The sequence below is a fragment of the Nonomuraea sp. NPDC050680 genome (assembly GCF_040654555.1).
Classification (GTDB): Bacteria; Actinomycetota; Actinomycetes; order Streptosporangiales; family Streptosporangiaceae; genus Nonomuraea.
Window position 1 is genome coordinate 339,743 of sequence record NZ_JBFAIF010000001.1, and the last position, 23,209, is coordinate 362,951.

A 23,209-nucleotide genomic window follows, 5' to 3' on the forward strand; every position below is an offset into this window, starting at 1 on the left:
CGGCACAACGGGTCGGCGACGGGCTAGGAGATGGCGCCGCGATGCTGGCGGACCAGTTGTTCGCGCACCTGGCGGCTGTGCCGCCTGCTCACCTGGAGCGTCTGGGTGCCGACGGTCAGCATCACCCTGCCGCCCTCGAACCTGAGCTCGCTCACGTGCCTGGCGGAGACGAGGGTGCTGCGGTGCACCCGGATGAACCCGGCGTCGGCCCAGCGCCGCTCCAGCGCCGCCAGGGACATGCGTACGAGGTAGCTGCCGTCGACCGTGTGCAGGCGCACGTAGTCGCCCTTCGCCTCGGCGTACCAGACCGCCTGCTGCGGGACGAACCTGGTGATCCCGCTCAGCTCAACCGGGATCACGTCGTCGAGGGTCGGCTCGGCGACCGGCGCCACGGCCACCTCCAGCCGACGCACCGCCTCGGCCAGCCGCTCGGCCCGGACCGGTTTCAGCAGGTAGTCGACGGCCTCCAGCTCGAAGGCCCGCACCGCGCAGTCCTCGTGCGCCGTGACGAACACCAGCCTGGGCGGGCTCGGGAAACCGCCGACGAGCTTGGCCAGGTCGAGCCCGTCGATGCCGGGCATCCGGATGTCGAGGAACGCCCCGTCGAGCCGCTCGCCGGTCCCGATCATCTGGACCATCCGCTGCAGGGCCGCGACGCCGTCGCTCGCGGTCGTGACCCGCTCCACTCTGGCGTCCTTGCGGAGCAAGTAGGCCAGTTCTTCCAAAGCGGGCAGCTCATCGTCGACGGCCAGCACACGCAGCATGACCACCACGCTGCCTTAATAACGGCTAGGTCACAAGCCACTTGAGCACGCAGCGCGAATAATTGACTACAGAGAGCTGAGGCGCGTCTTGGGCACGCGGAGCCGCACGGTGGTGCCCGAGCCCAGCGCCGTCTCCACCACCAGCCCGTAGCCGTCGCCGTAGATCTGGCGCATCCGCACGTCCACGTTGGCCAGGCCGATGCCGTTGCCCTCGCGCCTCGGGTCGTCGTCGAGCACCCGCCTGACGTGCTCGGGATCCATGCCGGTGCCGTCGTCCTCGACCGTGATGTGCGCCTCCGGCCCGGCGTCGCGGGCCACGACGCGGACCTGGCCGATGCCGCCGCGGCTGCCCATGCCGTGCTTGATCGCGTTCTCCACCAGCGGTTGCAGGCACAGGAACGGCACCGGCACCGGCAGCACCTCCGGCGCCACCTGCACGCTGAAGCGGAGCCTGTCGCCGAAGCGCGCCCGCTCCAGCAGCAGGTAGCGGTCGACGCAGGTCAGCTCGTCGGCCAGGGTGGTGAAGTCGTGCGCCCGGCGCAGCGCGTAACGGGCGAAGTCGGCGAAGTCCAGCAGCAACTCCCGGGCCCGGGCCGGATCGGTGCGGACGAAGGAGGCGATCGTGGTCAGCGCGTTGTAGATGAAGTGCGGCGAGATCTGCGCCCGCAGGGCACGCATCTCCGCCTCCAGCGCGCGCCGCCGCGAGGTGTCAAGCTCGGCCAGCTCCAGCTGGCCCGACACCCACCGGCCGACCTCGGTGACGGTACGCACCAGGGCCGCGCTCACCTCCTGGTCGAAGGCCGCCAGCGTGCCGACGAGCTTGCCGTCGACGAGCAGCGGCACCACGACCGCGCCGTACGGCTCCCCGGCGAACACCTGCGGCCGCCCGGAGGCCAGCGCGGTGCGGGCGTAGGTGAGCACCTCGTCGGTGCACGGACCGTCCCAGGCCAGCGCCGCCTCGGTCGAGGTGATCGCGACGGCGTAGGTGCCGAGCAGGGCGTGCAGATGGCGGACGGCCTTGCGGGCCGAGTCGCGGTTCAGCCCGGCGCGCAGCGAGGGCGCCGCCAGGGCCGCGATGTGCAGCGCCGTGTACGTCGCCTCGTCCTTCCAATCACCCGGGGGAGGCCCGGCCGGATCGGACGGCTCGCGCGGCTCCCGACGTCCCCGCGGCACCAGGGCGACGGCGTAGCCGAGGACGAAGGTCAGGCAGGACAGCACCACGCACGCGGTGGTCGACATGCGGGCAACCGTAGCCAACAACGGACCGTGTTCGGGCGGAAACCCTACGGAGGGCCCTCCCCGGGTTCTTCCTGGTAGGAGTAGCGTTGCTCGCGCCAGGGATCGGCCACGTTGTGGTAGCCGCGTTCCTCCCAGAAGCCTCGGCGATCTTCGAGGAGATACTCGATGGCCCGCACCCATTTGACGCTCTTCCACGCGTACAGGTGGGGCACGACGGCGCGTACGGGGAAGCCCCGGTCGGCACTGATCGGCTTGTCGTCCAGCTCCATGGCGAACAGCGTGTCCGAGGCGGTGAAGTCGGACATCCGGAGATTGGCGCTGTAGCCGTACTCGGCCCAGATCATCACGTGCCGCACGCCCGGGTCGGGCGGGGCGGCCGCGACGATGGTCGCCGGGCTGACGCCCCGCCACTCGTTGCCCATGATCGAGAACTTGGTGACGCAGTGGAAATCCGCGATGACGCCGGTGCGGGGCAGGCTCTCGAACTCCGGCCAGGTGAAGCGGTGTTCCTCACCCGAGGCCGTGGCTCCGAAGACACGGAAGTCCCAGCTCTCGGGCCGGAACTGCGGCACCCTGCCGTAGTGGATCACCGGCCGGCCGCGCGGGACGTACTGGCCCGGAGGCAGCCGCGATTCCTCCACGTACACTCCCCTCGCCGGTTTCCGTGGTCTTGGGCCATCCTGCCATCGGCCCTTGTCCGCCTCGCGCGCGGGTGCGGTGCGCTACGATGGCGACTATGCGTAAAGCGTTCGTGTTTTGGTATGGCGACGGACCCGTGTCCGTTCGCCACCTGACGCTGCGCTAGCAGACAGGCGAACGAAAGGCCCCGGGTCCACATGGACCCGGGGCCTTTCGGCGTTTCCAGGGCTATTTCCCGCTTGATCAAAGGAGCAGCAGATGGTGATCGTGATGGGCCAGGAGGCAACCGGTGACGACATCGCGTCGATCGTCGCGGTCGTCCAGGCGGCCGGGGTAGAGGCGTTCGTGAGCAGGGGCGTACGGCGCACGATCGTCGGGCTGGTGGGCGATGTGGCCCAGCTCGACGAGGCGAGCCTGCGCGGCATGCCGGGGGTGCGCGAGGTGATGCGGGTGAGCACCCCCTACAAGCTGGTGAGCAGGGAGAACCATCCCGAACGCTCCACGGTCCACGTGGGCGGCGTGCCGATCGGCCCCGGCACCGTGACGCTGATCGCGGGGCCGTGCGCGGTGGAGACGCCCCAGCAGACGCTGGAGGCGGCCAGGATGGCCATGGCGGCGGGCGCGACCCTGCTGCGCGGCGGCGCCTTCAAGCCCCGCACCTCGCCCTACGCCTTCCAGGGGCTGGGCGAGCAGGGCCTGCGCATCCTCGCCGACGTCCGCGAGGAGACCGGGTTGCCGATCGTCACCGAGGTGGTCGACGCGCAGGATGTCGCCCTGGTCGCCTCGTACGCGGACATGCTGCAGGTCGGCACCCGCAACGCGCAGAACTTCGCGCTGCTGCAGGCGGTCGGCGCGGCGGGCCGGCCGGTCATGCTCAAGCGCGGCATGAGCTCGACGATCGAGGAGTGGCTGATGGCCGCCGAGTACATCGCGCAGCGCGGCAACCTCGACATCGTGCTGTGTGAGCGCGGTGTCAGGACGTTCGAGACCGCCACGCGCAACACCCTCGACGTCTCGGCCGTGCCGGTGGCGCAGCGGCTGTCGCACCTGCCGGTGATCGTCGACCCGTCGCACTCGGGCGGCCGGCGCGACCTGGTGCTGCCGCTGACGCGCGCGGCGATCGCCGTGGGCGCCGACGGCGTCATCATCGACGTGCACCCGCATCCCGAGCAGGCGATCGTCGACGGGCCGCAGGCGCTGGTCGACACCGATCTGGGCGAGCTGGCCCAGGTCATGCGGGACTTCCCGCCGCTGCTCGGCAAGACCGCCGCCGCCGCGCTGACGGTCTGATCCGCCTGGGATGAGTACGGCCGGCACCACGCGCCCGATCGGCCGTACTCATCAGTAACTTGAGTACGTAACCCCATGTGCCGGCATGTCGCCCAGCATGAGGATGGTCGGCATGACGAAGCCCATCCAACCCACTCAGACCACCGCCTACTACGTCCAGGCCATCCTGTCGTTCGGCGTCTCCGTGTCGTCCGTGGTGCTCGCCCTGGTCTACCTCCCGGCCTCCGGGTGGATCAGGGCCTTCCTCGCCCTGGGCGTCCTGTACGTCATCACCTCGACCATCACGCTCAGCAAGGTCATACGCGACCGTCAGGAGATGTCGGGAGTCAGCACCCGCGTCGACCAGGCCCGCCTGGACAAACTGCTCGCCGAGCACGACCCGTTCAGGGTGGACGCGTCCTGAGTGTGCTGATTTGCCGCACTCCGTGCGGCGGGCTCGGTCGCCCAATGCCGCCGCCTTCCCCCGTCGCTCTGGTCGCTACACTCCCGGCGCTCCTCCTCCAGACGACGGCGCTCCCTCACCGTGCTTATCTGCCGCACTCCGTGCGGCGGGCTCGGTCGCCCAATGCCGCCGTCTTCCCCCGTCGCTCTGGTCGCTACGCTCCCGGCGCTCCTCCTCCAGACGACGGCGCTCCCTCACCGGCTCCTCCTCCAGACGACGGCGCTTCCTCGCGGGCTGGGTGGCCCTCTCAAGCCTGAGGCCGGGCCGCCCAACGGAATGGTCCTCCACGGGCGGCCCGGCCTCAGCTCGGGCTCAGAGCTTGTATTCCTGGATCGAGTCGGCCAGCTGGACGGCCAGCTCTTCGGCGTCCAGCCGCTTCTCGATCTGCTTGAGGTCCTCGATCTTCGCGCGCGTCTCGGCCCGCTTGGGGGCCAGCAGCGTGCAACAGTCCTCGTCGGGCAGCTCGGAGATCTCCAGCGTGCCGATGCGCCGGGCCTCGGCCATGATCTCCGTCTTGTCCCAGCCCACCAGCGGGCGCAGGATCGGCAGCTCGACCGCGTGGTCCTGGGCCGTGATGTTGGTCAGGGTCTGGGAAGAGACCTGGCCGAGGGCGTCACCGGTGATCAGCGCGGCGGCGCGGATGCGGTGCGCGACCTCCTCGGCCGTCTTGAGCATGAGCCGGCGCTGGGTGATCACCGCGAGCCGGTCCTGTCCGGACGTGCGGATCGACTGCTGGGCCTTGCCGAACGGCACCACCCACAGCCGCGACCGGCCCTGGAACCGGTCGAGCTTCCTGACCAGCGCGTACGCCTTGTAGATCGACTCGGACGTGCTGAACGGGATGCCCGAGAAGTGCAGGAAGTCGACGTGCAGGCCGCGGCGCATCATTCGGTAGGCGGCCACCGGCGAGTCGATGCCGCCCGACATGAGCACCAGTGCCCGGCCGCTGCTCCCGACCGGCAGGCCGCCCTGGCCGGGGATGCCGCCGGTGAAGACGAACACCTCGTCCTTGTCGACCTCGATGGAGATCGTCAGCTCCGGGTTCTTCAGGTTGACGGGCAGGCCGTACTCGTCGTTGATGGCGCCGCCGACGAGCCGGTCGAGCTCGTTGGAGCGCAGCGGGAAGCGCTTGTCGCGGCGGCGGGAGCGCACCGCGAACGTGGCTCCGCGTTTGACCTCCTCGCGCTCGGACACCAGCTCCAGGCTCGCCTTGAGCACGGAGTCGGGGTCCTTGGCGACCCGCCAGGCCGAGTGGATCCAGACCAGACCGGGCACGTCGGCGACCCGCTTGGCCACGGTCTCCGCCTCCTCGGCCGTGGCGCCGTCGGGCAGGAAGATCGCGATGACGCCGTGCCGCTTGCGCACGTCGAGCTTGAGACCGAGCTCCTTGACGGCTTCGCGGATGTTGTCGACCAAGCGGCGTTCGAAAATGTCGCGGTTCTTACCTTTGAGGACGATCTCGCCCAGCTTGAGCAGAACGCATGGCTCGCCCAGGGCGGACATCGACATGGCAGAACCTCCGGGAGTGATGGGGACGCGCCGAGGCCAACGCCCCGACCCACCGAGTTTAGTCCGCGTCGAGCCCCCGCTCGATCGCATATCGCACCAGTTCCACCCGGTTGTGGAGCTGGAGCTTCTGGAGCGTGTTCTGGACGTGGTTCTGCACGGTCCGGTGCGAGAGCACGAGCCGGTCGGCGATCTGCCGGTAGGACAGGCCCTTGGCGACCAGCCGCAGCACCTCGGTCTCCCGCTCGGTCAGCCGGGGTCCCTCGGCTGGCGCGGACTGGGCGGCGAGCCGCCGGTACTCCCCCAGCACGAGCCCGGCCAGACCGGGTGTGAACACCGCGTCCCCGTCCGCGGTCCGCCGGACGGCGTCGAGGAACTCCTCCCGGCTCGCCGACTTCACCAGATATCCGGAAGCGCCTGCCTTGACCGCGTCCAGCACGTCGTCCTGCTCGGCACTGGCCGACAGCACCAGCACCTTCGGCGGCACCGACATCCCGGCCAGCCCTACGGCCACCTCCGCCCCCGACATGTCGGGCAGCCGCAGATCGAGCACCACCACCTCGGGCAGCACCGCCCCGGCCACGCGAAGCGCCTGACGCCCCTCGCCCACGGCGGCGACCACCTCGTAGCCCGCCTCGGCCAGATCCCTGGCGACCCCGTCCCGCCACATCGGATGGTCGTCGACCACCATCACCCGCACCATGGCCGCCACTCTAAGGTCGCGACGTCCGTCCGTCCTCTTCCGCTTCCCCGATGACGGCGGGGACCGTCAGCTCGATCTCGGTGCCCTCCCCCGGGGCGCTGGTGATCGAGACCTGCCCGCCAAGACCCTCGATGCGCCCGCGGATGGACTGCGAGACACCCAGCCGGCCGGCCGCGACCGCCTCCTCCAAACGCCCGGCCGCAATCCCCGGCCCCTCGTCGCGGACGCTGACCGTCACCGTGCCGTCCCCCGACTCGGCGAACACCCACGCCCGCGCCGACGACCCGCAGTGCGCGCGCACGTTGTCGAGGGCCGCCCCGACGGCCGCCGCCGTCTGCTCCGCCACCGGCCCCGGCAGCGCCAGGGGCGTCGCCGGGGTAGAGATCGTCACGTACGCCGACCCGTACCGCATGAGCAGCGTCCGCAGATCCGCCACCCCGGCGGGCGGCGGGGACGCGGGCCGGATGAACAGCGAGCGCAGGGCCGATTCCTGCTGTCCGGCGAGCCGGCCCAGCTCCGCCGCCTCGCCGCCCAGCTCCTGGCCGCGGCGCCGGACCAGCGCCAGGACCTGCAGGACCGAGTCGTGGACGTCCCGCGCCAGCCGATCGCGTTCGCGCTGCGCCGCCTCCATCTCGACGGCCCGTTGCATGCGTTCCTCCGCCTGCTTGGCCAGCCGCGCCACGTGGCCGACCACCACGCCCGTCATGAACAGCAGCACCGCGCCGTTGATCAGGACGGGCGCGTCGGGCCCGTGGATCCGCAGCCATAAGTCCGCCGCCGCCACGACGGCCGCGGCCACCGTGCCGAGCCGCCGTCCGCCGTGCACCGCCCAGGCCAGCACCGGGCCCGCGATCCAGGTGGCCGGGACCGGCATGGTGCCGTCGCCGGGCTGCTGGGCGCCCTGCACGTACGGCGAGGCGAGCAGGCAGGCCACGGCCACCAGGAGGTCGAGCACGAGCAGCGGCCACCGGCGCAACGCCTCGACGGAGTACGCGAAGATCGCCGCGGCCGTCCACAGCCCCATGACGCCGATCACCAGCCACCCCGTGAGCGGCTCCGCGTAGCCGCGGTGCTGCGCCATCAACACCGCCGCGTAGAGCAGCGAAGCGACGCGGAAGACCGCGATCGCACGCCAGAACGGCCTCTCGATACCCATGAGCCCTTCTCATGTTCCGACATTACAGGTTGACAGATAGTCGAGGTATCTATGTGAATCGGACAGGCCAGCTGGCACAATCCGGTGACCCCTAATGCAAGGAAACTGACTTAATGTCCGCTGTTAACCATTTCACCTACGGCCCGCTCACGCCGCTCCTCGCTTACGTGATGTCGTGCATAGGGTCGATGCTCGGACTGCGGCTGACCGCCCAAGCGCACGCCTCGCGAGGCGCCTCGCGGATTCGATGGCTCATCGGGGCGGCCATCTCCATCGGCGGCACCGGCATCTGGGTCATGCACTTCGTCGGCATGATGGGCTTCCAGGTCGAGGGCACCCAGATCAAGTACGACGTGCCGCTGACGGTCGCCTCCGCCATCGTGGCCATCGTGGTCGTCGGCACCGGCCTCTTCCTGGTCTCCTACGGCGGCGGCCGGCTGCTCGCCCTCCTCGGCGGCGGCCTGCTGACCGGTCTCGGCGTGGCCAGCATGCACTACCTCGGCATGTACGCGATGAACATGTCCGCGCACGTCTCCTATGACCGCAAGGTGGTGGCCGCCTCCGTCGCGATCGCCGTGATCGCCGCGACCGTGGCCCTGTGGTTCACGATGCGGGTCAAGCGCCCCATCTGGATCGCCGGCGCGGCGCTGGTCATGGGCGTGGCCGTCTCGGGCATGCACTACACCGGCATGTACGCGATGCTGGTCACAGTTGACGCCGAACCCAGCGCCGTGCCGGGCGCCGACGCCCTCGACTTCCTCGTGCCCCTCATGACCGTGATCAGCCTGATCACGCTGACCATGCTGCTCATGGTCATCCTGTCGCCGTCGGAGGAGGAGCTGCATGAGGACGCCGAGCTGGTCGCCCGGCTGGAGCTGCGCCGGCGCGCCAGCCAGCAGCCGCAGCCCTACCCCGCTCCCACTCCCCTCCACCCGCGGCCGGCCCAGCAGCAGCCCGTTCAACCGCGACACGGCCAACAGCAGCCCGTCCAGCAACGGCCCGTTCAGCCGCAGCCCGCTCGGCCGCAACCTGTCTTCGGCGCCCCCGTCCCCGAGCCGCAACCGATCTTGGGCGCGCCTACATCCCCGCAGCAGCAGGGGTTCCCGCAAGAATCGCCACGTTCCAAAACACCCCGCCGGAGGTAGTTGCAAATTCACCTGAGCCCTGCTCATACTCCCTTATTCACATCTAAGGGACGTGTGTGCGTATGTCGCCAATTGACCACTTCTCCCATGGGCCCCTGACCCTCCTTGTCGCCTACGGCATGTCCAGCATCGGGTCCATGCTCGGCCTGCTGCTGACCTCGCGGGCCCGGCTGGTCAGCGCCAAGGAGGCCCGATACTGGCTGGCGGGAGCGGCGGTGGCCATCGGCGGCACCGGCATCTGGACGATGCACTTCATCGCCATGCTGGGCTTCGCGGTGCAGGGCACGGTGATCCGCTACGACATGCCGCGCACCGCGGCCTCCGCGGTGCTCGCGGTCGTGGTGGTCGGCGCCGGGCTGTTCGTGGTCTGGCGCGGCGGTGAGCGCGCCTCGTACCTGCTCGGCGGCGGCGTCCTGACGGGCATCGGCGTGGCCGGCATGCACTACCTGGGCATGTCCGCGATGAACATGACGGCGGATGTCACCTACGACCCGCTGTTCGTGGCGCTGTCGGTGCTCATCGCGATCGCCGCGGCCACCGTCGCGCTCTGGTTCACCCTGCGAGTCCGCGGCGCGCTCAAGATCGGCGGCGCGGCGCTGGTCATGGGCGTCGCGGTGACCGGCATGCACTACACGGGGATGTACGGGATGTCGGTGTACGCGCACAACCCGGCGGGGCCGGTCGTCGGCGCGAAGGCCATCGACTTCCTGCTGCCGCTGATCGTGGGACTCAGCGTGATCACCATGGGCCTGCTGCTCACCGTCATGCTCTCGCCCTCGGAGAAGGAGCTGCACCGGGAGGCGGAGTTCCGCGCCCGGCTGCAGGGACGCGTCGCACCGCAGCCCCAGGGTGGTGCTCGGGTGGCACAAAACGGGGGCGCGCCGGATGTGGATCTCTTCGGCACGCCCCGCTCTTGAGCTATGTCATAGGTACGGCTTGCGGCGCGTGGTGGGCCGCCGACTCGCCGCGACGCAAGCCGTACCCTGAGGGGGTTGTAGCGGTAACCCCGCTGATACAGAAGCTACGGCCGCCCGCTTGCAGGCCGCTTTCAATCAGCCGAAGAACACCTCGGCCTCCGCGTAGCGCGACACCGGCACCGTCTTGAGCTCGGCCGTCGCCACGTCGAGTCCGACGCGGACGATGTCGGTGCCGCGCAGCGCCACCATCTTGCCGTAGTCGCCCTCGTGCGCCGCGTCGATCGCCTGCAGCCCGAACCTGGTGGCCAGGACCCGGTCGTAGGCCGTCGGGGTGCCACCGCGCTGGATGTGGCCGAGCACGGTGGTTCGGGCCTCCTTGCCGGTGCGCTTCTCGATCTCCTTGGCCAGCACCTCGCCGATGCCGCCGAGCCGTACGTGGCCGAACGCGTCGAGTTCGCCGGCCTGCAGCGCGATCTGGCCCTCGATCGGGTGCGCGCCCTCGGCGACCACGAGGATCGGCGAGTAGCGGGTGCGGAAGCGCGACTCGACGTACTCGCAGACGCGGTCGATGTCGAACGGCCGCTCGGGGATCAGGATGACGTTGGCACCGCCCGCCATGCCCGCGTGCAGCGCGATCCAGCCCGCGTGCCGGCCCATGACCTCGCAGATGAGCGCCCGGTGGTGGGACTCGGCCGTGGTGTGCAGGCGGTCGATGGCCTCCGTCGCGATGTTGACGGCGGTGTCGAAGCCGAAGGTGTAGTCGGTGCCCGACAGGTCGTTGTCGATCGTCTTGGGCACGCCGACGACCTTGACCTCGCGCTCGTAGAGCTGCCTGGCGACACCGAGGGTGTCCTCGCCGCCGATGGCGATCAGCGCGTCGACGCCGGTGGCCGCCAGGTTCTCCTTGATGCGGTCGACGCCCCCCTCGATCTTGATGGGGTTGGTACGCGAGGAGCCGAGAATCGTGCCACCCCGCGGAAGGATGCCCCGTACGGCCTGGATGTCCAACGGCATCGTGTCGCCTTCGAGCGGGCCGCGCCAGCCGTCACGGAACCCGACGAACTCGTGGCCGTAGACGCTCACCCCCTTCCGCACAACAGCCCTGATCACCGCGTTGAGTCCGGGGCAGTCGCCGCCTCCGGTGAGCACTCCGATTCGCATGACGGGTTCCTCCTATGGGTTTCTTGCCGTTAGTGAAAACATCAGCTCTTCTCAGTCTTCGTCTGAGATTGTCGATATGTGAAGCTCTCGGAGTGGGCGCGGCGGAACGGCGTGCATTACCAGACCGCCTGGCAGTGGGCACGAGACGGGAAGATGCCCGTCCCGGTGGTCAAAACCGCCACCGGTAGGTACATGGTCCTCGATCGGACGGCGGAGGTCACGGGCCGGACGGTCGCGTACTGCAGGGTGTCGGGCACCGACCAGCTGGCCGAGCTCGATCGGCAGGCCGCCCGCGTGGTCCGCGCGGCGACCGCGATGGGCCTGACGGTCACCGAGGTCGTCGGCGAGGTCGGCTCGGGCATGGACGGCGACCGGCCGAAGCTGGCCCGCCTGCTGCGCGACGCGTCCGTGGGCGTGATCGTGGTCGAGCGCCGCGATCGGCTCGCCCGGTTCGGGCTGGAGCAGCTGTCGGCCGCGCTGGAGGCCACCGGCCGCCGGATCGTGGCCACCGACGACACGGAGGCCGCCGAGTCCGGCGCCGTAGCCGGCGCGCGGGTCGACGACGAGTTGCTGCGTGACATGGCGGAGGTCCTCACCTCGCTGTGCGCCCGGTTGTACGGCCGGCGCTCGGCCGCCCGCAGGGCCAGGGCCGCGCTCCGGGCCGCCTTCGAGGCAGCGTGAGGCGGCGCATGTCCCCGGCGATCGAGGCGCATGCCGATGGAGCCGGCACGAGGATCACTAAGATTCTCCGAACGGTTTCACGACCTGGACAGTAATTCTGCCCGTCCACGCGGGCAGTGGTCTAGACCAAACGCGAGCGTAGTGAGCGGAACTCCTTTCCAGGAGGCGATTTCGTGAGCGTGTCGGGCCATCGACGCGGATCCTCGGCGTCGAGCATCTCCTCAAAGCCGCCGTACCGGCCCACCCGCTTGACGCGGGCGAGGGCGTCGTCGCGGCCGCACACGAACCGGATGTGATCGCCGGGCCAGGTGGCGATGTCGAGCATCCAGTCGCGGGCCGATGATTCGAATCGCTTCGGCGCTCGCTGGGCATTGGTTCGCTACCTTGTGCTACTGTGTAGTGGTACTCGGTGCTACAAAGTACCAGGAGATCGAAGAGGACCACGATGGACGACCTGACGGAGATGCTGAAGGGCACGCTTGAGGGCTGCGTGCTGGAAATCATCGGCAGCGAGGAGACCTACGGGTACGCCATCACGCGTCGGCTGAACGAACTCGGCTTCGCCGACGTCGTCGAGGGGACGGTTTACACCATTCTGTTGCGGCTGGAGAAGAACGGGCTCGTCCAGGTGACGAAACGACCGTCCGGGCTGGGGCCACCGCGCAAGTTCTATGCGCTCAACGACGCGGGTCGCGAAGAGCTCGCAACGTTCTGGGCGAAATGGGAGTACGTCACATCGCGGATCGACAAGCTCAAGGAGGGCGGGAGATGAACTTCTGGGAGAGCATGACAGGCAGCGATCTCACCAGGGAATTCAAGGCGTTCGAACTCCGGGCCCAGGCGTTGCCGGCCGACCACCGGGCGGCGTGGGAAGAGATCAAGGGTCACCTCTACCCCTACGGGGACTTCACCGGTCGCAACCTGATGCCGATCCTCGACGGCGCCCTGGGGCTGCTCGAAGAGACGGCGGCGGATGGGCAGAGCATTCACGAGGTGCTGGGTGACGACATCGCGGGCTTCTGCGCGGCACTGGCCGGCGGAGAAGGGGCCCGGGGCTATCGCAACCGGTGGCGCGAGCAGTTGAACAGGAACGTCGCCAGGAAACTGGGCCGGCTAGGAGGCTGACGTGGGCATCCAGGACATCATCGAGGGCAAGAAGCAGTGGCGGGCGCACATGGCGCGGGTCAAGGCGCTCCCGCCGGACTACCGGATCGTCTACAAGGAGATGCAGAAGTACCTCTTCACGGTCGGACCGATCGACTTGCCTGACGGGTCCCTGCTCTCAGGGATCGTCGATTTCTTCGAGGAGGGCGTCGCGGCCGGCAAGGGAGTCCTGGAGCTCATCGGCAACGACGTCGCCGCCTTCTGCGACGACCTGATCAAGGACTCGCGCACCTACGCGGACATCTATCAGGAGTCCATCAGCGGGAAACCCGGCACGGCCGAGAAGTAACACCCGCCGACCGGTGCGGCGGAGTTCTTCTGCCGCAGGTCGCCCGCGACCGCCAGGCCCTCGACGCCGGCGAGGACCACTTGCATGCCTTCCGCGAGTAGGCGCCGTCCACTTGGACGGGCCCCGGTGGCGGCGAGGTCGCTCGATGCGGCAGAACGGCACTCGCGTCCCTCGGGCTCGCGCGGTCTCACATCCGGGATCTCAGCACGTCGACCTCGCAGCCTGGCAAGAACGGGTCGAAGCCGTGCTCGACCAGCCAGCGGGTCGCCAGCAGGCTTCGCAACGACCACCACGCGCGGATCACGTCGAGGTCGACGTCGGTGCCGTAGCCGGCGACGACGTCGCCAAGGCGTTCCTCGTGTCCGAATGTCAAGATGGCCAAGTCATGCAGGGCATCGCCCTGGCTCGCCTCGGACCAGTCGATCACGCCGGTGATCTCGTCACCGTCGGCGAACACATGGGTGATCTGCAGGTCGCCGTGCGTGAACACCGGTGTCCACGGCCGGAGCGCGGCCTCGGCAATCCGGCGGTTACGCGTGACCAGGTCGGCGGGAAGGACGCCGGTCGTGACGAGCCGCTCGCATTCGCCGTCGAGCCGCGAGGCGATCTCGTCGAGGCTCTGGCCGGGCCATGGCGGCAGCGGCGCGTCGTGCAGCGTCCGTGCGGCGGCGCCCGCCGCGGCCCACGCCGCCGGCGACGCGGTCGACGGCTCGCCGAGGCGGCCGAGCGCAGTCCCGGGGAGGGCGGCGAGCGCGAGCACGGGCGGCTTGCGCCACAGGACCTCCGGAGTCGGGATCGGCGCCATGGCCATCGCCTCGACCTCGACGTCGATGCGCGTCTGATCAGCGTCGATCTTCAGGAACACGTCGCCGGCACGCAGGGTCGCGCGCTCGTTATGGGCGACGACGACCTCGATCTCCTCCATGTCGGCCATTATCGCGGGATGATCACCGCCCTCGCCACGGGTTTATCGCCCGCCGCGCATCGTCAACCATAGGTTGACGATTAGCCATCGTCAACCTATGGTTGACCTATGAATCAGACCGTGCGTCTCGACGACCTCATCAGCGCGATCAAAAGCCGTCACCCTGACGGCGACCCCCTGGGCCAGCTCTCCGACGCTGTGACGCTGGGCGAGCACCTGGGCGAGGTGGCCGACCACCTCATCGGCCACTTCGTCGACCGGGCCCGGCACTCCGGCGCCTCCTGGACCGACATCGGCCGCAGCATGGGCGTGACCAAGCAGGCCGCCCAGAAACGGTTCGTCCCCAAGGAGGGAGGGCTGGCCGAAGAGCTCCGCGCCTACGCCCGCTACACCGACCGGGCGCGCTCGGTCATCGTGCAGTCCGAGCAGGCGGCCATCAGGGCGGGCAGCGAGTACATCGAGCCAGAACATCTCGTGCTCGGGCTGCTGAGCGAGCCGGAGGCGCTGGCGGCCAAGGCCATGGTGACGCTCGGCGCGCCGCTGGAGCGGGTCGAGGAGGTCATGAAGGCCCTGCTCGCCCCGCCGAGCAAGAGCGCGCCCGACAAGCCGCCCTACGCCCCGCAGAGCAAGAAGGCCCTGGAGCTGACGCTGCGCGAGGCCCTGCGGCTCGGCCACAACTTCATCGGCACCGAGCACATCCTGCTCGGCGTGCTGTCACTCGGCGAGGGGACGGCCGTGACCGCGCTCGACGGGCTCGGCGTCACCAAGGAGGGCGCCGAGCCCGAGATCCAGCGGATGCTCGCCGAGATCCTGCTCAGGCGCGGCGGGAAGGCTTAAGGCGCCCCTGCCGGGCCCTCGGCGAACCTGGTCAGGATGTTGCGCGTCGCGCGGCGGGTGAAGGCGGCGGCGGCCTTGGTGACCCCGTGGCCGCACTGCCTTCCCCGCATCCCGCACACCCAGCGCATCGTGCCGGAGGAGAACACCCCGGCCCCTCCCGGGGCGATGTAGTAGGTGCTGTCGGAGGATGTCGCCCGGCCGCCGCAGTCGACCGGCGAATGGGCCAGCACCTTGATGTTCTCGGGCGAGCCGGCGGACACCTTGTCGGTCTCGACGCCGGCCAGACCGGGGAAGCGCCTGCCCCGGGTGCCCTCGAAGATCCAGTGGCCGGGTCTGCGCAGCACGTAGGCCGCCTCGGCGGGGAAACAGTCGTACTCCTGCCCGACCAGCGCGCTCTCCGGCGCGGAGGCGCGCCAGAGCGGGCACTGGCTCTCCTTGTCGCACATGACCATCCGCCCGTACAGCCCGATGCGCCAGTAGACGGCGTTGGCGCCCAGGAAGGCCAGGTTCGTGCCGGCGTCGCGGGCCTGGGTGACGGCGGCGCGCATGCCGGGCGACCAGTACTCGTCATGCCCCAGGGACACCACGGCCCTGGCCCCGTCGAGCACGCCGGGCCGCAGGTCCAGGCTGGTCAGGTAGGCCAGCGGCACCCCGCTCCGCTCGGCCAGCTCGATCGCGGACAGCTCGAAGTCGAGGAAGAGCCGCGCGCCCGAGGTGTCGTAGGGCCGGTCGAAGGTCACCTTGCGGGAGCGGTCGTCGAACCCACCCGGACCCTGATAGAGGCTGCGGCCGCCCCACAGGTTGTACGCCTGCCAGGTGGTCACCGCGTTGACCAGCACCACCCGCCCCTGTGTCGAGGCCGAGCGTACGGTGATCGGGACGTAGCGCTGGCCGCCGGTGGAGGCGTCCAGGCGTACCAGGTAGGCGCCCTCCTGCCAGCCGGTCGTGTCGACGGTGAGCGAGGGCTTCCAGTGAGCGGCCGTGACCATGCCCTCCACCGTCTGGGGCGGTGCCTGCCGTACCCCGGGGAGCGGGCCGGAGTGCCACACCTGCGCCGGGTGGGCACCCACGCGGAAGGCGTGCGCGGTGAAGCGTGGCGCGGTCGTGGAGACGCGCATCCGGAACCGCTCGCCGGGCAGCACGCTGACGCGGTCGGCGTATCCCTCGATCTCGTGCTCCGCGCCGCGCTCGGTGATGCGCCAGCGCACCGGCCGGGCGGCGGGCACCTCGGCGGGGGCGGGCGCGGCGGCTTCAGGCGCCGGAGCGGGGTGGGCTGGGGCGGCGGGGGTGATGGTGCCGCACGCGGACAGCAGCAGGATCAAGACGATCAAGGACTTGCGCACAGCGCACCATGGTCACGACTCCCCGCCCACCGGGCCGGCCACTTGGGGAAGTCCTTACGCCGGCAGTACGCAAGAGGGGCTGTCGACTTCCAGCACTTGACCTGTCGGCTCGGGTACGCCGTCCTCCAGGGCGAACTCGGTGACCACTCCCGAGTGCTGGTTGGCCACGTACAGGCGGTCGCCGTCGATGGCGAAGTGCCTGGGCCATTCGCCGCCCGACGGCACCTCGGCCACCGGCGTCAGGTCCTCGGCCCGCAGCACGGTGATCGTGTTGGGGCCGCGGTTGGCCACGTACAGGAAGTCCCCGTCCATGTCGAGGTGAGAGGGCTGGTTGACGCCCTCGGCGCGCGAGGCGAGGGTGCCCGCCGTCTTCTCGCCGTCGATGAGGGTGACGATGCCGTCGAGCTCGCCCACGACGTACAGGCGCGAGCCGGAGAAGACCATGTGGCGCGGCCCGGTGCCCGGGGTCAGGCGCAGCGGCTCCAGCACCTCGCCCTCGGGGCTGTAGCGGCGGATCTGGTCGGTGCCCAGGTCGGAGACGTACAGCAGGCCGTCGTGGAAGACGGTCTGGTGGGCGTGCGGGCCCTGCTGGCGCTCGGGATGCGGCCCGGAGCCCTCGTGGCGCAGCACGATCGGGCGTCCCTCGAAGGCGCCGCGGGAGTCGAGGTGATGCAGGCTGACCGTGCCGTCGCCGTAGTTGGCGACGGCGAGCAGATCGCCCTCCGGATCGACCGCCACGTGGCAGGGGCTGTCACCCATGCTGGGCCGCTCGTCCAGCGGGGCGAGCACGGCCGCCTCCGTGCTGAACGCGCTCAGCCAGCCCTGGGCCAGCTCGCCCACCGCGTACAGCACCGGCAGCTTCGGGTGCGCCGCCAGGAACGAGGACGAGGTGAGGCGGGTCAGCTCTCCGCCGGGGGTGACGATGCCGGGCCCATATCCGCCTATATACAGGTGCTTCACAGAAGGCATCTTCTCATGCTTGACTGAAGCAATGAATTCGTTGACGAAAGCAAGGGTCTCCGAAATCAGGGCCTTCAACCGGTTCTATACGAAGGTCATCGGCGTCCTCCAGGCAGGCATGCTCGACTCTCCCTATTCGCTGGCCGAGAGCAGGGTGCTGTTCGAGCTCGGGCACGCGGGCAAGCTGGAGACGGGCGAGCTGCGCGCCCTCATCGGTCTCGACGCGGGCTATCTGAGCAGGATCCTGACCCGCCTCGAGGGCGACGGACTGATCTCGAAGGAGCGCGCGGCCACCGACGCCCGCAAGCAGGTCGTCCGGCTCACCGCGGCGGGCACCGAGTCGTTCGGGCTGCTGGACACGCGGTCGGACGCGGAGGCGGAGCGACTGCTGGCCACGCTGCCCGAGCCGGGGCAGGAACGCCTGGTCACGAGTATGGCCACGATCAGGACGCTGCTGGAGGGCGTCGGCGAGCGCGAGCCGTACGTGATCCGGCCCCTGCGCACGGGCGACCTGAGCTGGGTCGTCTACCGGCACGGCATCCTTTACAGCCGGGAGTACGGCTGGGGCATGGACTTCGAGCGGCTGGTGGCCAGGATCATCGGCGAATATGACCCCTCGCGCGACATGGGGTGGATCGCCGAGGTCGGCGGGGAGCCCGCCGGGTGCGTGTTCTGCGTACGCGAGGACGACGCCACCGCGCGGCTGCGGCTCCTGCTGGTCGAGCCGTCCGCCCGCGGGCTGGGTCTGGGCGGACGGCTCGTCGGCGAGTGCCTGCGCCACGCCAAGGCCGAGGGCTACAAGCGGATCACGCTGATGACCCGCGACTGCCTGGCGAGCGCGCGGCGCATTTACCAGGCCGCCGGGTTCGAGCTGGAGTCGGAGCACAAGGAGACGGAGAACGGGATCGAGGTCACCGAGCAGGAGTGGAGCCGCGACCTCTGACAAGCCACCGGTCGAGGAGGTCCCTCAGGCGCGGGAGAGGCCGACCACCGCGAAGAGGAGGTCCCTCAGGCGCGGAAGGGGCCGGCCACCTCGAAGAGGAGGTCCCTCAGGCGCGGAAGGGGCCGGCCACCTCGAAGGTGCGGCCGTCGTCGCGGCCCCGTCTGGCCGAGAAGTAGAGGCGTCCGCCGTCGGGCGCGAACGCCAGCCCCGTGAGCTCGGCCCCGTCGAGGCCATCGAGCTTGAGGAACGGCGTGACCGCCCGATCGGGGGTGATGACGTCGATCTCCGTCGACCGCCTGGCGACGTAGAGGTCGCCGGAGGGAGCGGCGGTGATGGCGCGTACGCCGTCGCAGATCCGGTCCAGCGTGGAGGTCTCGGCGTCGTACGCCCACAGACCGCTGTCACCCTCGGTGGTGAAGTAGCAGACCCCGCCCGCGTAGTGACAGCCCTCGCCGCCGTCGAAGTGGCGGGCGTCGTCTATCTGGTGGCGCGTGGCCTTGAGCAGGGCGGCGGGCGACGGCACCGGCTTCCAGTCACCGGCTAGGCAGAGCACCTCCAGGATGCCCTCGGTGAGATCGCCCCAGTCGCCGGGCCGGAACCGGTAGAAGCACCCGTCAGGCTCCCCCTCCGTCAGGTAGACGACCTGACGGTCGGGGTCGCAGGCGGCGGCCTCGTGCTTGAACCGGCCCATGGCCAGGCGGGGACGCCCGGCCCGCAGGCCGTACGGATCGCACTCGAACACCCGGCCGCGATAACCGAACTCGCAGGAGAGCCAGCTGTGCCAGGGCGTGGCGCCGCCCGCGCGGTTGCGGTCGGTGCCGGACAGGATGCGGTAGGCGTCGGCGATCGAAGCGTCGGCGCGGAACCGGAGCGCGGACGCGCCGCCGAGCAGCGGCAGCTCGGAGTTGGACACGTAGATCCAGCCGGTGCCGTCAGGGAAGCAGGCGCCACCGTCGGGCGCCGCGTGCCACGTCAGCCCGGCCACCTTCTGGCCCGAGCGGGCCACGATCCGGCCGCTGAACCCTCCGGGCAGGGCCAGATCGTCGCCGCCGGGCGGCTCCAGCGGGCCGTAGGGGCTCATCCCGCCCTGCCAGAGCGGGCCCGTGCGGAGGAGAGTCTTGCTGGACATCGTGGGGCCTCCCTCTAGGTGCCACGCTAGTCGACCCCGCCGACATGAATGACGGGGAGGCCCGAGATCAAACTCTGCGCGAAATCTCTGGCGTCAACGCTGGGCCTGGAACATCCAGTGCTGCTTGTCGATGTCCTGAGCCACCGCGATGAGCAGGTCCTGGCTGACCGGATCCGGCTCGTCGGTCACGGCGACGCGCTCGCGCATCCGCTTGCCGACGGCCTCCAGGATGTCGGTCATCGTCGCCACGACCTTGCCGTCCTCGATCCAGCCGTTCTCCGGCTGGGAGAGCTTGGTGGACTTGGCGATGGTGGCCGCGCGGCCGTCCGGGTTGAGGCCCAGGGCGACGGCGCGTTCGGCGATGGTGTCCGCGTGCTCACGGGCCAGGGCGGTGACCTCGTCGAGCTGGAGGTGGATCTGCCGGAAGTGCGGGCCGGTCAGGTTCCAGTGCATCTGCTTGGCGAGCAGCGAGAGATCGAGGAGATCGACCAGGGCTCCCTGAAGGGCCGTCGCGACCGTCTTCTTCGCATCGCCCGAGAGCGGACCGGTGATCGTAGCCATGATGTGTTCCTCCCCGTGGTTCGACATCAGGGTCTCTATGCGACCCACCCCCATTGCCCGCTTTCTCATGGTTGACACTGCAATAATGACAGTGTAATTGTGAAGGTATGAGCGAGACCTGGACCATCCGTGAGCTGGCCGAGCGCGCCGCCGACGCGTTGCGCGCGCCCGCCCAGCCGCACGCGCAGCCGCTCAACGGCCGGGTCCGCGACGTGCCCGGCGAGCGATTGATCAGGTGGTACACCACGATCGGCCTCGTCGACCCGCCACTGACCAGGCGTGGCCGGATCGCCCAGTACGGCAGACGGCACCTGCTGCAGCTCGTGGCCATCAAGCGGCTGCAGGCGGCCGGGCGGTCGATCGCGGAGATCCAGACCGCCCTGACCGGCGCCACGGACACGACCTTGGAGCGGACGGCCCACCCCGGATGGTCGCCCCTGGACGAGGACGTCGCGACCGCGCCCCTGAGCCAGGATGCTCACGATGCGGCGGCCCTCCCGGAGGGCGAGACACCCGAGGCGACGACTCCCTACGACGGCTCGGGGGCCGGACATGGGCGCTCCCGCGGACGGTTCTGGGCCGAACGCCCCGCGGATGGCGGTGAACGCCCCGCGGATGGCGCTGAACGCCCCGCGGATGGCACCGGCCCCAATTCCGACCTTTCGTATCCCCCGCCCGGCGGTCCTTCCTGGCCCGGCGAGGACGACCGGCCCGAACGGGTCCCCCTGCCCAGCCGGCACGCGGCGCTGGTGCGCGGGGTCAGGCTGGCCGACGGGGTGACGCTCGTGCTCGACGGCGCCGGCCGTACCCCGGCTGAAGACGACATCCAGGCGGTACTCACCGCGGCGGCACCGCTGCTGGCGCTGCTCGAAGAGAGGAAGCTAGCATGAAGATCACTTCGCTCGAGCCCACCCGGTGCCTGCCGGTGCCGGACGCCGGGTTCGGCGCGCTGCGGACCGCGCGCGGGAATCTGCCCCTGGAGAGCGTCGACGTGTCCGCCGGCATTTCCGGCCTGATGGCCGAGGTCGAGGTGACGCAGGGCTTCCGCAACCCGTACGACGTCACGCTGGAGGCCACCTACGTCTTCCCGCTGCCCGACAGGGCGGCGGTGACGGGGTTCAGGATGGAGGCCGACGACCGGGTGATCGAGGGCGTGCTCAAGGAGCGCGGCCAGGCCAGGGCCGACTACGACCGGGCGCTGCGCGAGGGGAAGCGGGCCGCGATCGCCGAGGAGGACCGGCCCGACGTGTTCACGATCACGGTGGGCAACCTGCTGCCGGGCGAGCGGGTGACGGTCCGGCTCACGCTGAGCCAGCCGCTGCCGTACGAGGACGGCGCGGCCACGTTCCGCTTCCCGCTGGTCCTCGCCCCCCGCTACATTCCGGGCACGCCGCTCGACGGCCCCGGCTCCGGCGACGGCACCGCGCCCGACACCGACGCGGTGCCCGACGCCTCGCGCATCACGCCGCCTGTACTCCTGCCCGGCTTCCCCGACCCGGTACGCCTGTCGCTGACGGCGACGATCGACCCCGCCGGGCTGGACCTGCGGGAGCTGTCCTCCAGCCTGCACGTCGTCGAGGAGGAGGGTCATACCGTACGACTGCGGCCGGGCGAGCGGCTGGACCGCGACTTCATCCTGCGGCTGTCGTTCGAGACCTCGACCGCGCTGCAGCTCGACGGCCGGGGCGCGTTCTCGCTGACCGTGCTGCCCCCTGCGCTGCAGTCGCCGCGCACGCCGCGTGACCTCGTACTGCTGCTGGACAGGTCGGGCAGCATGGGCGGCTGGAAGATGGTCGCCGCGCGCCGGGCCGCGGCGCGGATCGTCGACACGCTGACGGAGCAGGACCGGTTCGCGGTGCTGACGTTCGACTCGGTGGTGGAGCAGGCGTTCGAGGGGCTCGTGACCGCCTCGGACCGCAACCGCTACCGCGCGGTCGAACATCTCGCGCGCGTGGACGCCCGCGGCGGCACCGAGCTGCTGGAGCCGCTGCGCCAGGCGATCTCCCTGCTCCACGACCAGGACGGGCGCGAACGCGTCCTGGTACTGGTCACCGACGGGCAGGTAGGACACGAGGACCAGATTCTGGAGCAGACCGGCGGCGCGCTGTCGGCCATGCGGGTGCACACCGTCGGCATCGACCGGGCGGTGAACGCCGGTTTCCTGGGCCGGCTGGCCGGTCTGGGCGCGGGCCGCTGCGAGCTGGTCGAGTCGGAGGACCGCCTGGACGCCGCCATGGAGCAGATCCACCGCCGCATCGGCGCGCCCCTCGTGACCGACCTGTCCCTCAAGGGCCTCGACCTGGAGCCCGGCACGGTCACCCACCTGGGCTCCATCTTCCCCGGCGTCCCGCTGCGCGTGCACGGCCGCTATCGGGATGGCTCCTCGGTGACCGTACGCGGGCTGGCGTCGGGCGCTCCATGGGAGCAGCAGGTGACGGGCACCGTGGTGGACAACCCGGCGATCCGCGCCGTCTGGGCCCGCGCGCACCTGCGTGAGCTGGAGGACCGGTACGCCATGGGCGAGCACGAGCTGGAGGCGGAGATCGTCCGGGTCTCGCTGGAGAACGGCGTCCTGTGCCGCTTCACCGCCTACGTGGCGGTCGACACCAGGAAGGTGGCCGATGGCGAGCCGGAGCACCGCGTCATCCAGCCCGTGGAGCCGCCGAGCGGCTGGGAGATGCCGCAGAACCCGCCGATGATGCCCTTCATGGCCCAGGCCGCGGTGATGGCCGCGCCGTCCCGCCCCATGTCGATCCCCGACCCGGGCTTCGCACCCGGCCAGAGTCACGACCTCTTGGGCACCCAGGAGAGCGGCGCCCCAGACGCGGCCCGCCGGTCCCGTGGCACCAGGGGGGTCGACTGGGAGGCGGAAGCGGGTCCCGGCGGTGCCGTGCCCCGCAGCCCCGGCGGCGGCAGCTCGGCCGGCGATTTCGGCGGCAGCTCGGCCGGTGGGCGGATGAGCCCGTCGCCGCGGTTCGCGCCGCCCGCCGCTCCCCGTCCGGCCGGGCCGGGCCTGGAGTCGGTCAGGGCGCAGCTGGTCGTCGAGCTCGACCGGCTCCGGGCGCTGCTCGGCGGTCCCGACCCGCTCTACCTGGCGGACCTGGGCTCCCGGCTCTCGGCGCTGGCCGCCTTCCTGGGCGGGCATCCGGAGCTGGCCGCCCTGGGCCGCGAGCTGCAGACGGCGGAGCAGCCGGGCATCGACGCCGAAGCGCTGAGGGCGCACGCCATCGAGGTGCTCACCGTGCTCACGAGCGGATCACCCTCGGCCCCGAGCGGACCACCCGCGCCGGGTACGCCCCGCCGCCCGTTCTGGAAGCGCACCTGACGGCACCGCCCGCGTGACCGGCTCTGTGGAGTGTCCGGAAATTTCAGTACACCCCAGAGAGCCGGGGTCGGGTGACCCGGCGCTGGGCGG

At 70.4% G+C, this 23,209-nt stretch carries 25 protein-coding genes; 12 read left to right on the top strand and 13 right to left on the bottom strand.

The features are described from left to right. Window positions 1-23: 23 nt before the first annotated feature. The 3 genes from AB0H88_RS01620 to AB0H88_RS01630 form a co-directional block, all read right to left on the bottom strand. Window positions 24-764, bottom strand: a complete 741-nt coding sequence (locus tag AB0H88_RS01620; RefSeq protein WP_357639844.1) for a LytTR family DNA-binding domain-containing protein — start codon at window positions 762-764, stop codon at window positions 24-26. Between the two features lie 66 nt (window positions 765-830). Next, window positions 831-2,003 (bottom strand): histidine kinase, encoded by a 1,173-nt coding sequence (locus AB0H88_RS01625; RefSeq protein WP_357639848.1) that lies wholly within the window; start codon window positions 2,001-2,003, stop codon window positions 831-833. Window positions 2,004-2,047: 44 nt separating this feature from the next. Then, window positions 2,048-2,644: a sulfite oxidase-like oxidoreductase gene (locus AB0H88_RS01630; protein WP_357639851.1), complete on the bottom strand. Its 597-nt coding sequence runs from the start codon at window positions 2,642-2,644 to the stop codon at window positions 2,048-2,050. Window positions 2,645-2,900: 256 nt separating this feature from the next. On the opposite strand from AB0H88_RS01630, the gene aroF reads away from it, so the two are divergent. Both aroF and AB0H88_RS01640 read left to right on the top strand, forming a co-directional pair. Further along, window positions 2,901-3,932 carry a 3-deoxy-7-phosphoheptulonate synthase gene (aroF, locus tag AB0H88_RS01635; RefSeq protein ID WP_357639854.1) on the top strand — a complete coding sequence of 344 codons (1,032 nt, stop codon included), beginning with the start codon at window positions 2,901-2,903 and terminating at the stop codon, window positions 3,930-3,932. Between the two features lie 112 nt (window positions 3,933-4,044). Next, complete coding sequence (locus tag AB0H88_RS01640; protein WP_357639857.1) at window positions 4,045-4,335, top strand: YiaA/YiaB family inner membrane protein; 291 nt, start codon at window positions 4,045-4,047, stop codon at window positions 4,333-4,335. A gap of 351 nt (window positions 4,336-4,686) precedes the next feature. Here the strand turns inward: AB0H88_RS01640 and thiI are convergent, their stop codons facing one another. Genes thiI through AB0H88_RS01655 form a run of 3 tightly spaced genes read right to left on the bottom strand, consistent with a single transcriptional unit; the run spans window position 4,687 to window position 7,739 of the window. After that, window positions 4,687-5,883, bottom strand: coding sequence for a tRNA uracil 4-sulfurtransferase ThiI (gene thiI / locus AB0H88_RS01645; RefSeq protein WP_357639860.1), 1,197 nt, complete (start codon window positions 5,881-5,883; stop codon window positions 4,687-4,689). A gap of 58 nt (window positions 5,884-5,941) precedes the next feature. Continuing rightward, a complete protein-coding gene (locus tag AB0H88_RS01650) occupies window positions 5,942-6,583 on the bottom strand; it encodes a response regulator transcription factor (RefSeq protein WP_357639862.1) in 642 nt (213 codons plus the stop codon). A gap of 10 nt (window positions 6,584-6,593) precedes the next feature. Then, window positions 6,594-7,739, bottom strand: coding sequence for a DUF5931 domain-containing protein (locus AB0H88_RS01655; protein ID WP_357639864.1), 1,146 nt, complete (start codon window positions 7,737-7,739; stop codon window positions 6,594-6,596). A 113-nt stretch (window positions 7,740-7,852) separates the two neighbouring features. On the opposite strand from AB0H88_RS01655, the gene AB0H88_RS01660 reads away from it, so the two are divergent. Both AB0H88_RS01660 and AB0H88_RS01665 read left to right on the top strand, forming a co-directional pair. After that, window positions 7,853-8,884, top strand: coding sequence for an MHYT domain-containing protein (locus tag AB0H88_RS01660; protein ID WP_357639867.1), 1,032 nt, complete (start codon window positions 7,853-7,855; stop codon window positions 8,882-8,884). 62 nt (window positions 8,885-8,946) lie between these two features. Further along, complete coding sequence (locus tag AB0H88_RS01665; protein WP_357639869.1) at window positions 8,947-9,801, top strand: MHYT domain-containing protein; 855 nt, start codon at window positions 8,947-8,949, stop codon at window positions 9,799-9,801. Window positions 9,802-9,936: 135 nt separating this feature from the next. Here AB0H88_RS01665 and AB0H88_RS01670 read toward each other — a convergent pair whose 3' ends face one another. Continuing rightward, window positions 9,937-10,962 carry a 6-phosphofructokinase gene (locus AB0H88_RS01670; protein WP_357639871.1) on the bottom strand — a complete coding sequence of 342 codons (1,026 nt, stop codon included), beginning with the start codon at window positions 10,960-10,962 and terminating at the stop codon, window positions 9,937-9,939. A gap of 78 nt (window positions 10,963-11,040) precedes the next feature. Here AB0H88_RS01670 and AB0H88_RS01675 point away from each other — a divergent pair, with 78 nt between their 5' ends. Next, the gene (locus tag AB0H88_RS01675) at window positions 11,041-11,643 is read left to right on the top strand and encodes an IS607 family transposase (protein WP_357639874.1); all 603 of its coding nucleotides are present in this window, start codon (window positions 11,041-11,043) and stop codon (window positions 11,641-11,643) included. Between the two features lie 121 nt (window positions 11,644-11,764). On the opposite strand, the gene AB0H88_RS01680 is transcribed toward AB0H88_RS01675, so the two are convergent. Beyond that, window positions 11,765-11,968 carry a hypothetical protein gene (locus AB0H88_RS01680; RefSeq protein ID WP_357639875.1) on the bottom strand — a complete coding sequence of 68 codons (204 nt, stop codon included), beginning with the start codon at window positions 11,966-11,968 and terminating at the stop codon, window positions 11,765-11,767. A 120-nt stretch (window positions 11,969-12,088) separates the two neighbouring features. Between AB0H88_RS01680 and AB0H88_RS01685 the strand changes: the two genes are divergently transcribed. Genes AB0H88_RS01685 through AB0H88_RS01695 form a run of 3 tightly spaced genes read left to right on the top strand, consistent with a single transcriptional unit; the run spans window position 12,089 to window position 13,096 of the window. After that, on the top strand, window positions 12,089-12,415 hold the full coding sequence (locus AB0H88_RS01685) for a PadR family transcriptional regulator (RefSeq protein WP_184758742.1): 327 nt from the start codon (window positions 12,089-12,091) through the stop codon (window positions 12,413-12,415). After that, window positions 12,412-12,768, top strand: a complete 357-nt coding sequence (locus AB0H88_RS01690) for a DUF1048 domain-containing protein (RefSeq protein ID WP_357639878.1) — start codon at window positions 12,412-12,414, stop codon at window positions 12,766-12,768. Before AB0H88_RS01685 ends, AB0H88_RS01690 begins: the two co-directional genes overlap by 4 nt. A 1-nt stretch (window position 12,769) precedes the next feature. Beyond that, complete coding sequence (locus tag AB0H88_RS01695) at window positions 12,770-13,096, top strand: DUF1048 domain-containing protein (protein WP_357639881.1); 327 nt, start codon at window positions 12,770-12,772, stop codon at window positions 13,094-13,096. A 187-nt stretch (window positions 13,097-13,283) separates the two neighbouring features. Here AB0H88_RS01695 and AB0H88_RS01700 read toward each other — a convergent pair whose 3' ends face one another. Further along, a complete protein-coding gene (locus AB0H88_RS01700) occupies window positions 13,284-14,021 on the bottom strand; it encodes a phosphotransferase (RefSeq protein WP_357639884.1) in 738 nt (245 codons plus the stop codon). A 108-nt stretch (window positions 14,022-14,129) separates the two neighbouring features. Between AB0H88_RS01700 and AB0H88_RS01705 the strand changes: the two genes are divergently transcribed. Further along, the gene (locus AB0H88_RS01705) at window positions 14,130-14,858 is read left to right on the top strand and encodes a Clp protease N-terminal domain-containing protein (RefSeq protein ID WP_357639887.1); all 729 of its coding nucleotides are present in this window, start codon (window positions 14,130-14,132) and stop codon (window positions 14,856-14,858) included. Here AB0H88_RS01705 and AB0H88_RS01710 read toward each other — a convergent pair. Further along, window positions 14,855-16,201: a N,N-dimethylformamidase beta subunit family domain-containing protein gene (locus AB0H88_RS01710; protein ID WP_357639889.1), complete on the bottom strand. Its 1,347-nt coding sequence runs from the start codon at window positions 16,199-16,201 to the stop codon at window positions 14,855-14,857. The two genes, AB0H88_RS01705 and AB0H88_RS01710, sit on opposite strands and share 4 nt — an antisense overlap. A gap of 54 nt (window positions 16,202-16,255) precedes the next feature. Then, complete coding sequence (locus tag AB0H88_RS01715; protein ID WP_357639892.1) at window positions 16,256-17,170, bottom strand: lactonase family protein; 915 nt, start codon at window positions 17,168-17,170, stop codon at window positions 16,256-16,258. A 22-nt stretch (window positions 17,171-17,192) separates the two neighbouring features. Between AB0H88_RS01715 and AB0H88_RS01720 the strand changes: the two genes are divergently transcribed. Next, complete coding sequence (locus AB0H88_RS01720) at window positions 17,193-18,104, top strand: MarR family winged helix-turn-helix transcriptional regulator (protein ID WP_357639894.1); 912 nt, start codon at window positions 17,193-17,195, stop codon at window positions 18,102-18,104. A 106-nt stretch (window positions 18,105-18,210) separates the two neighbouring features. Here AB0H88_RS01720 and AB0H88_RS01725 read toward each other — a convergent pair whose 3' ends face one another. Both AB0H88_RS01725 and AB0H88_RS01730 read right to left on the bottom strand, forming a co-directional pair. Further along, the gene (locus tag AB0H88_RS01725; RefSeq protein ID WP_357639897.1) at window positions 18,211-19,233 is read right to left on the bottom strand and encodes an alkaline phosphatase PhoX; all 1,023 of its coding nucleotides are present in this window, start codon (window positions 19,231-19,233) and stop codon (window positions 18,211-18,213) included. A gap of 93 nt (window positions 19,234-19,326) precedes the next feature. Then, window positions 19,327-19,794, bottom strand: a complete 468-nt coding sequence (locus AB0H88_RS01730) for a DNA starvation/stationary phase protection protein (RefSeq protein WP_357639899.1) — start codon at window positions 19,792-19,794, stop codon at window positions 19,327-19,329. 107 nt (window positions 19,795-19,901) lie between these two features. Here AB0H88_RS01730 and AB0H88_RS01735 point away from each other — a divergent pair, with 107 nt between their 5' ends. Both AB0H88_RS01735 and AB0H88_RS01740 read left to right on the top strand, forming a co-directional pair. After that, window positions 19,902-20,684: a helix-turn-helix domain-containing protein gene (locus AB0H88_RS01735; protein WP_357639902.1), complete on the top strand. Its 783-nt coding sequence runs from the start codon at window positions 19,902-19,904 to the stop codon at window positions 20,682-20,684. After that, window positions 20,681-23,119, top strand: coding sequence for a VIT domain-containing protein (locus AB0H88_RS01740; protein WP_357639905.1), 2,439 nt, complete (start codon window positions 20,681-20,683; stop codon window positions 23,117-23,119). The genes AB0H88_RS01735 and AB0H88_RS01740 overlap by 4 nt, the downstream gene beginning before the upstream one ends. Window positions 23,120-23,209 lie beyond the last annotated feature (90 nt).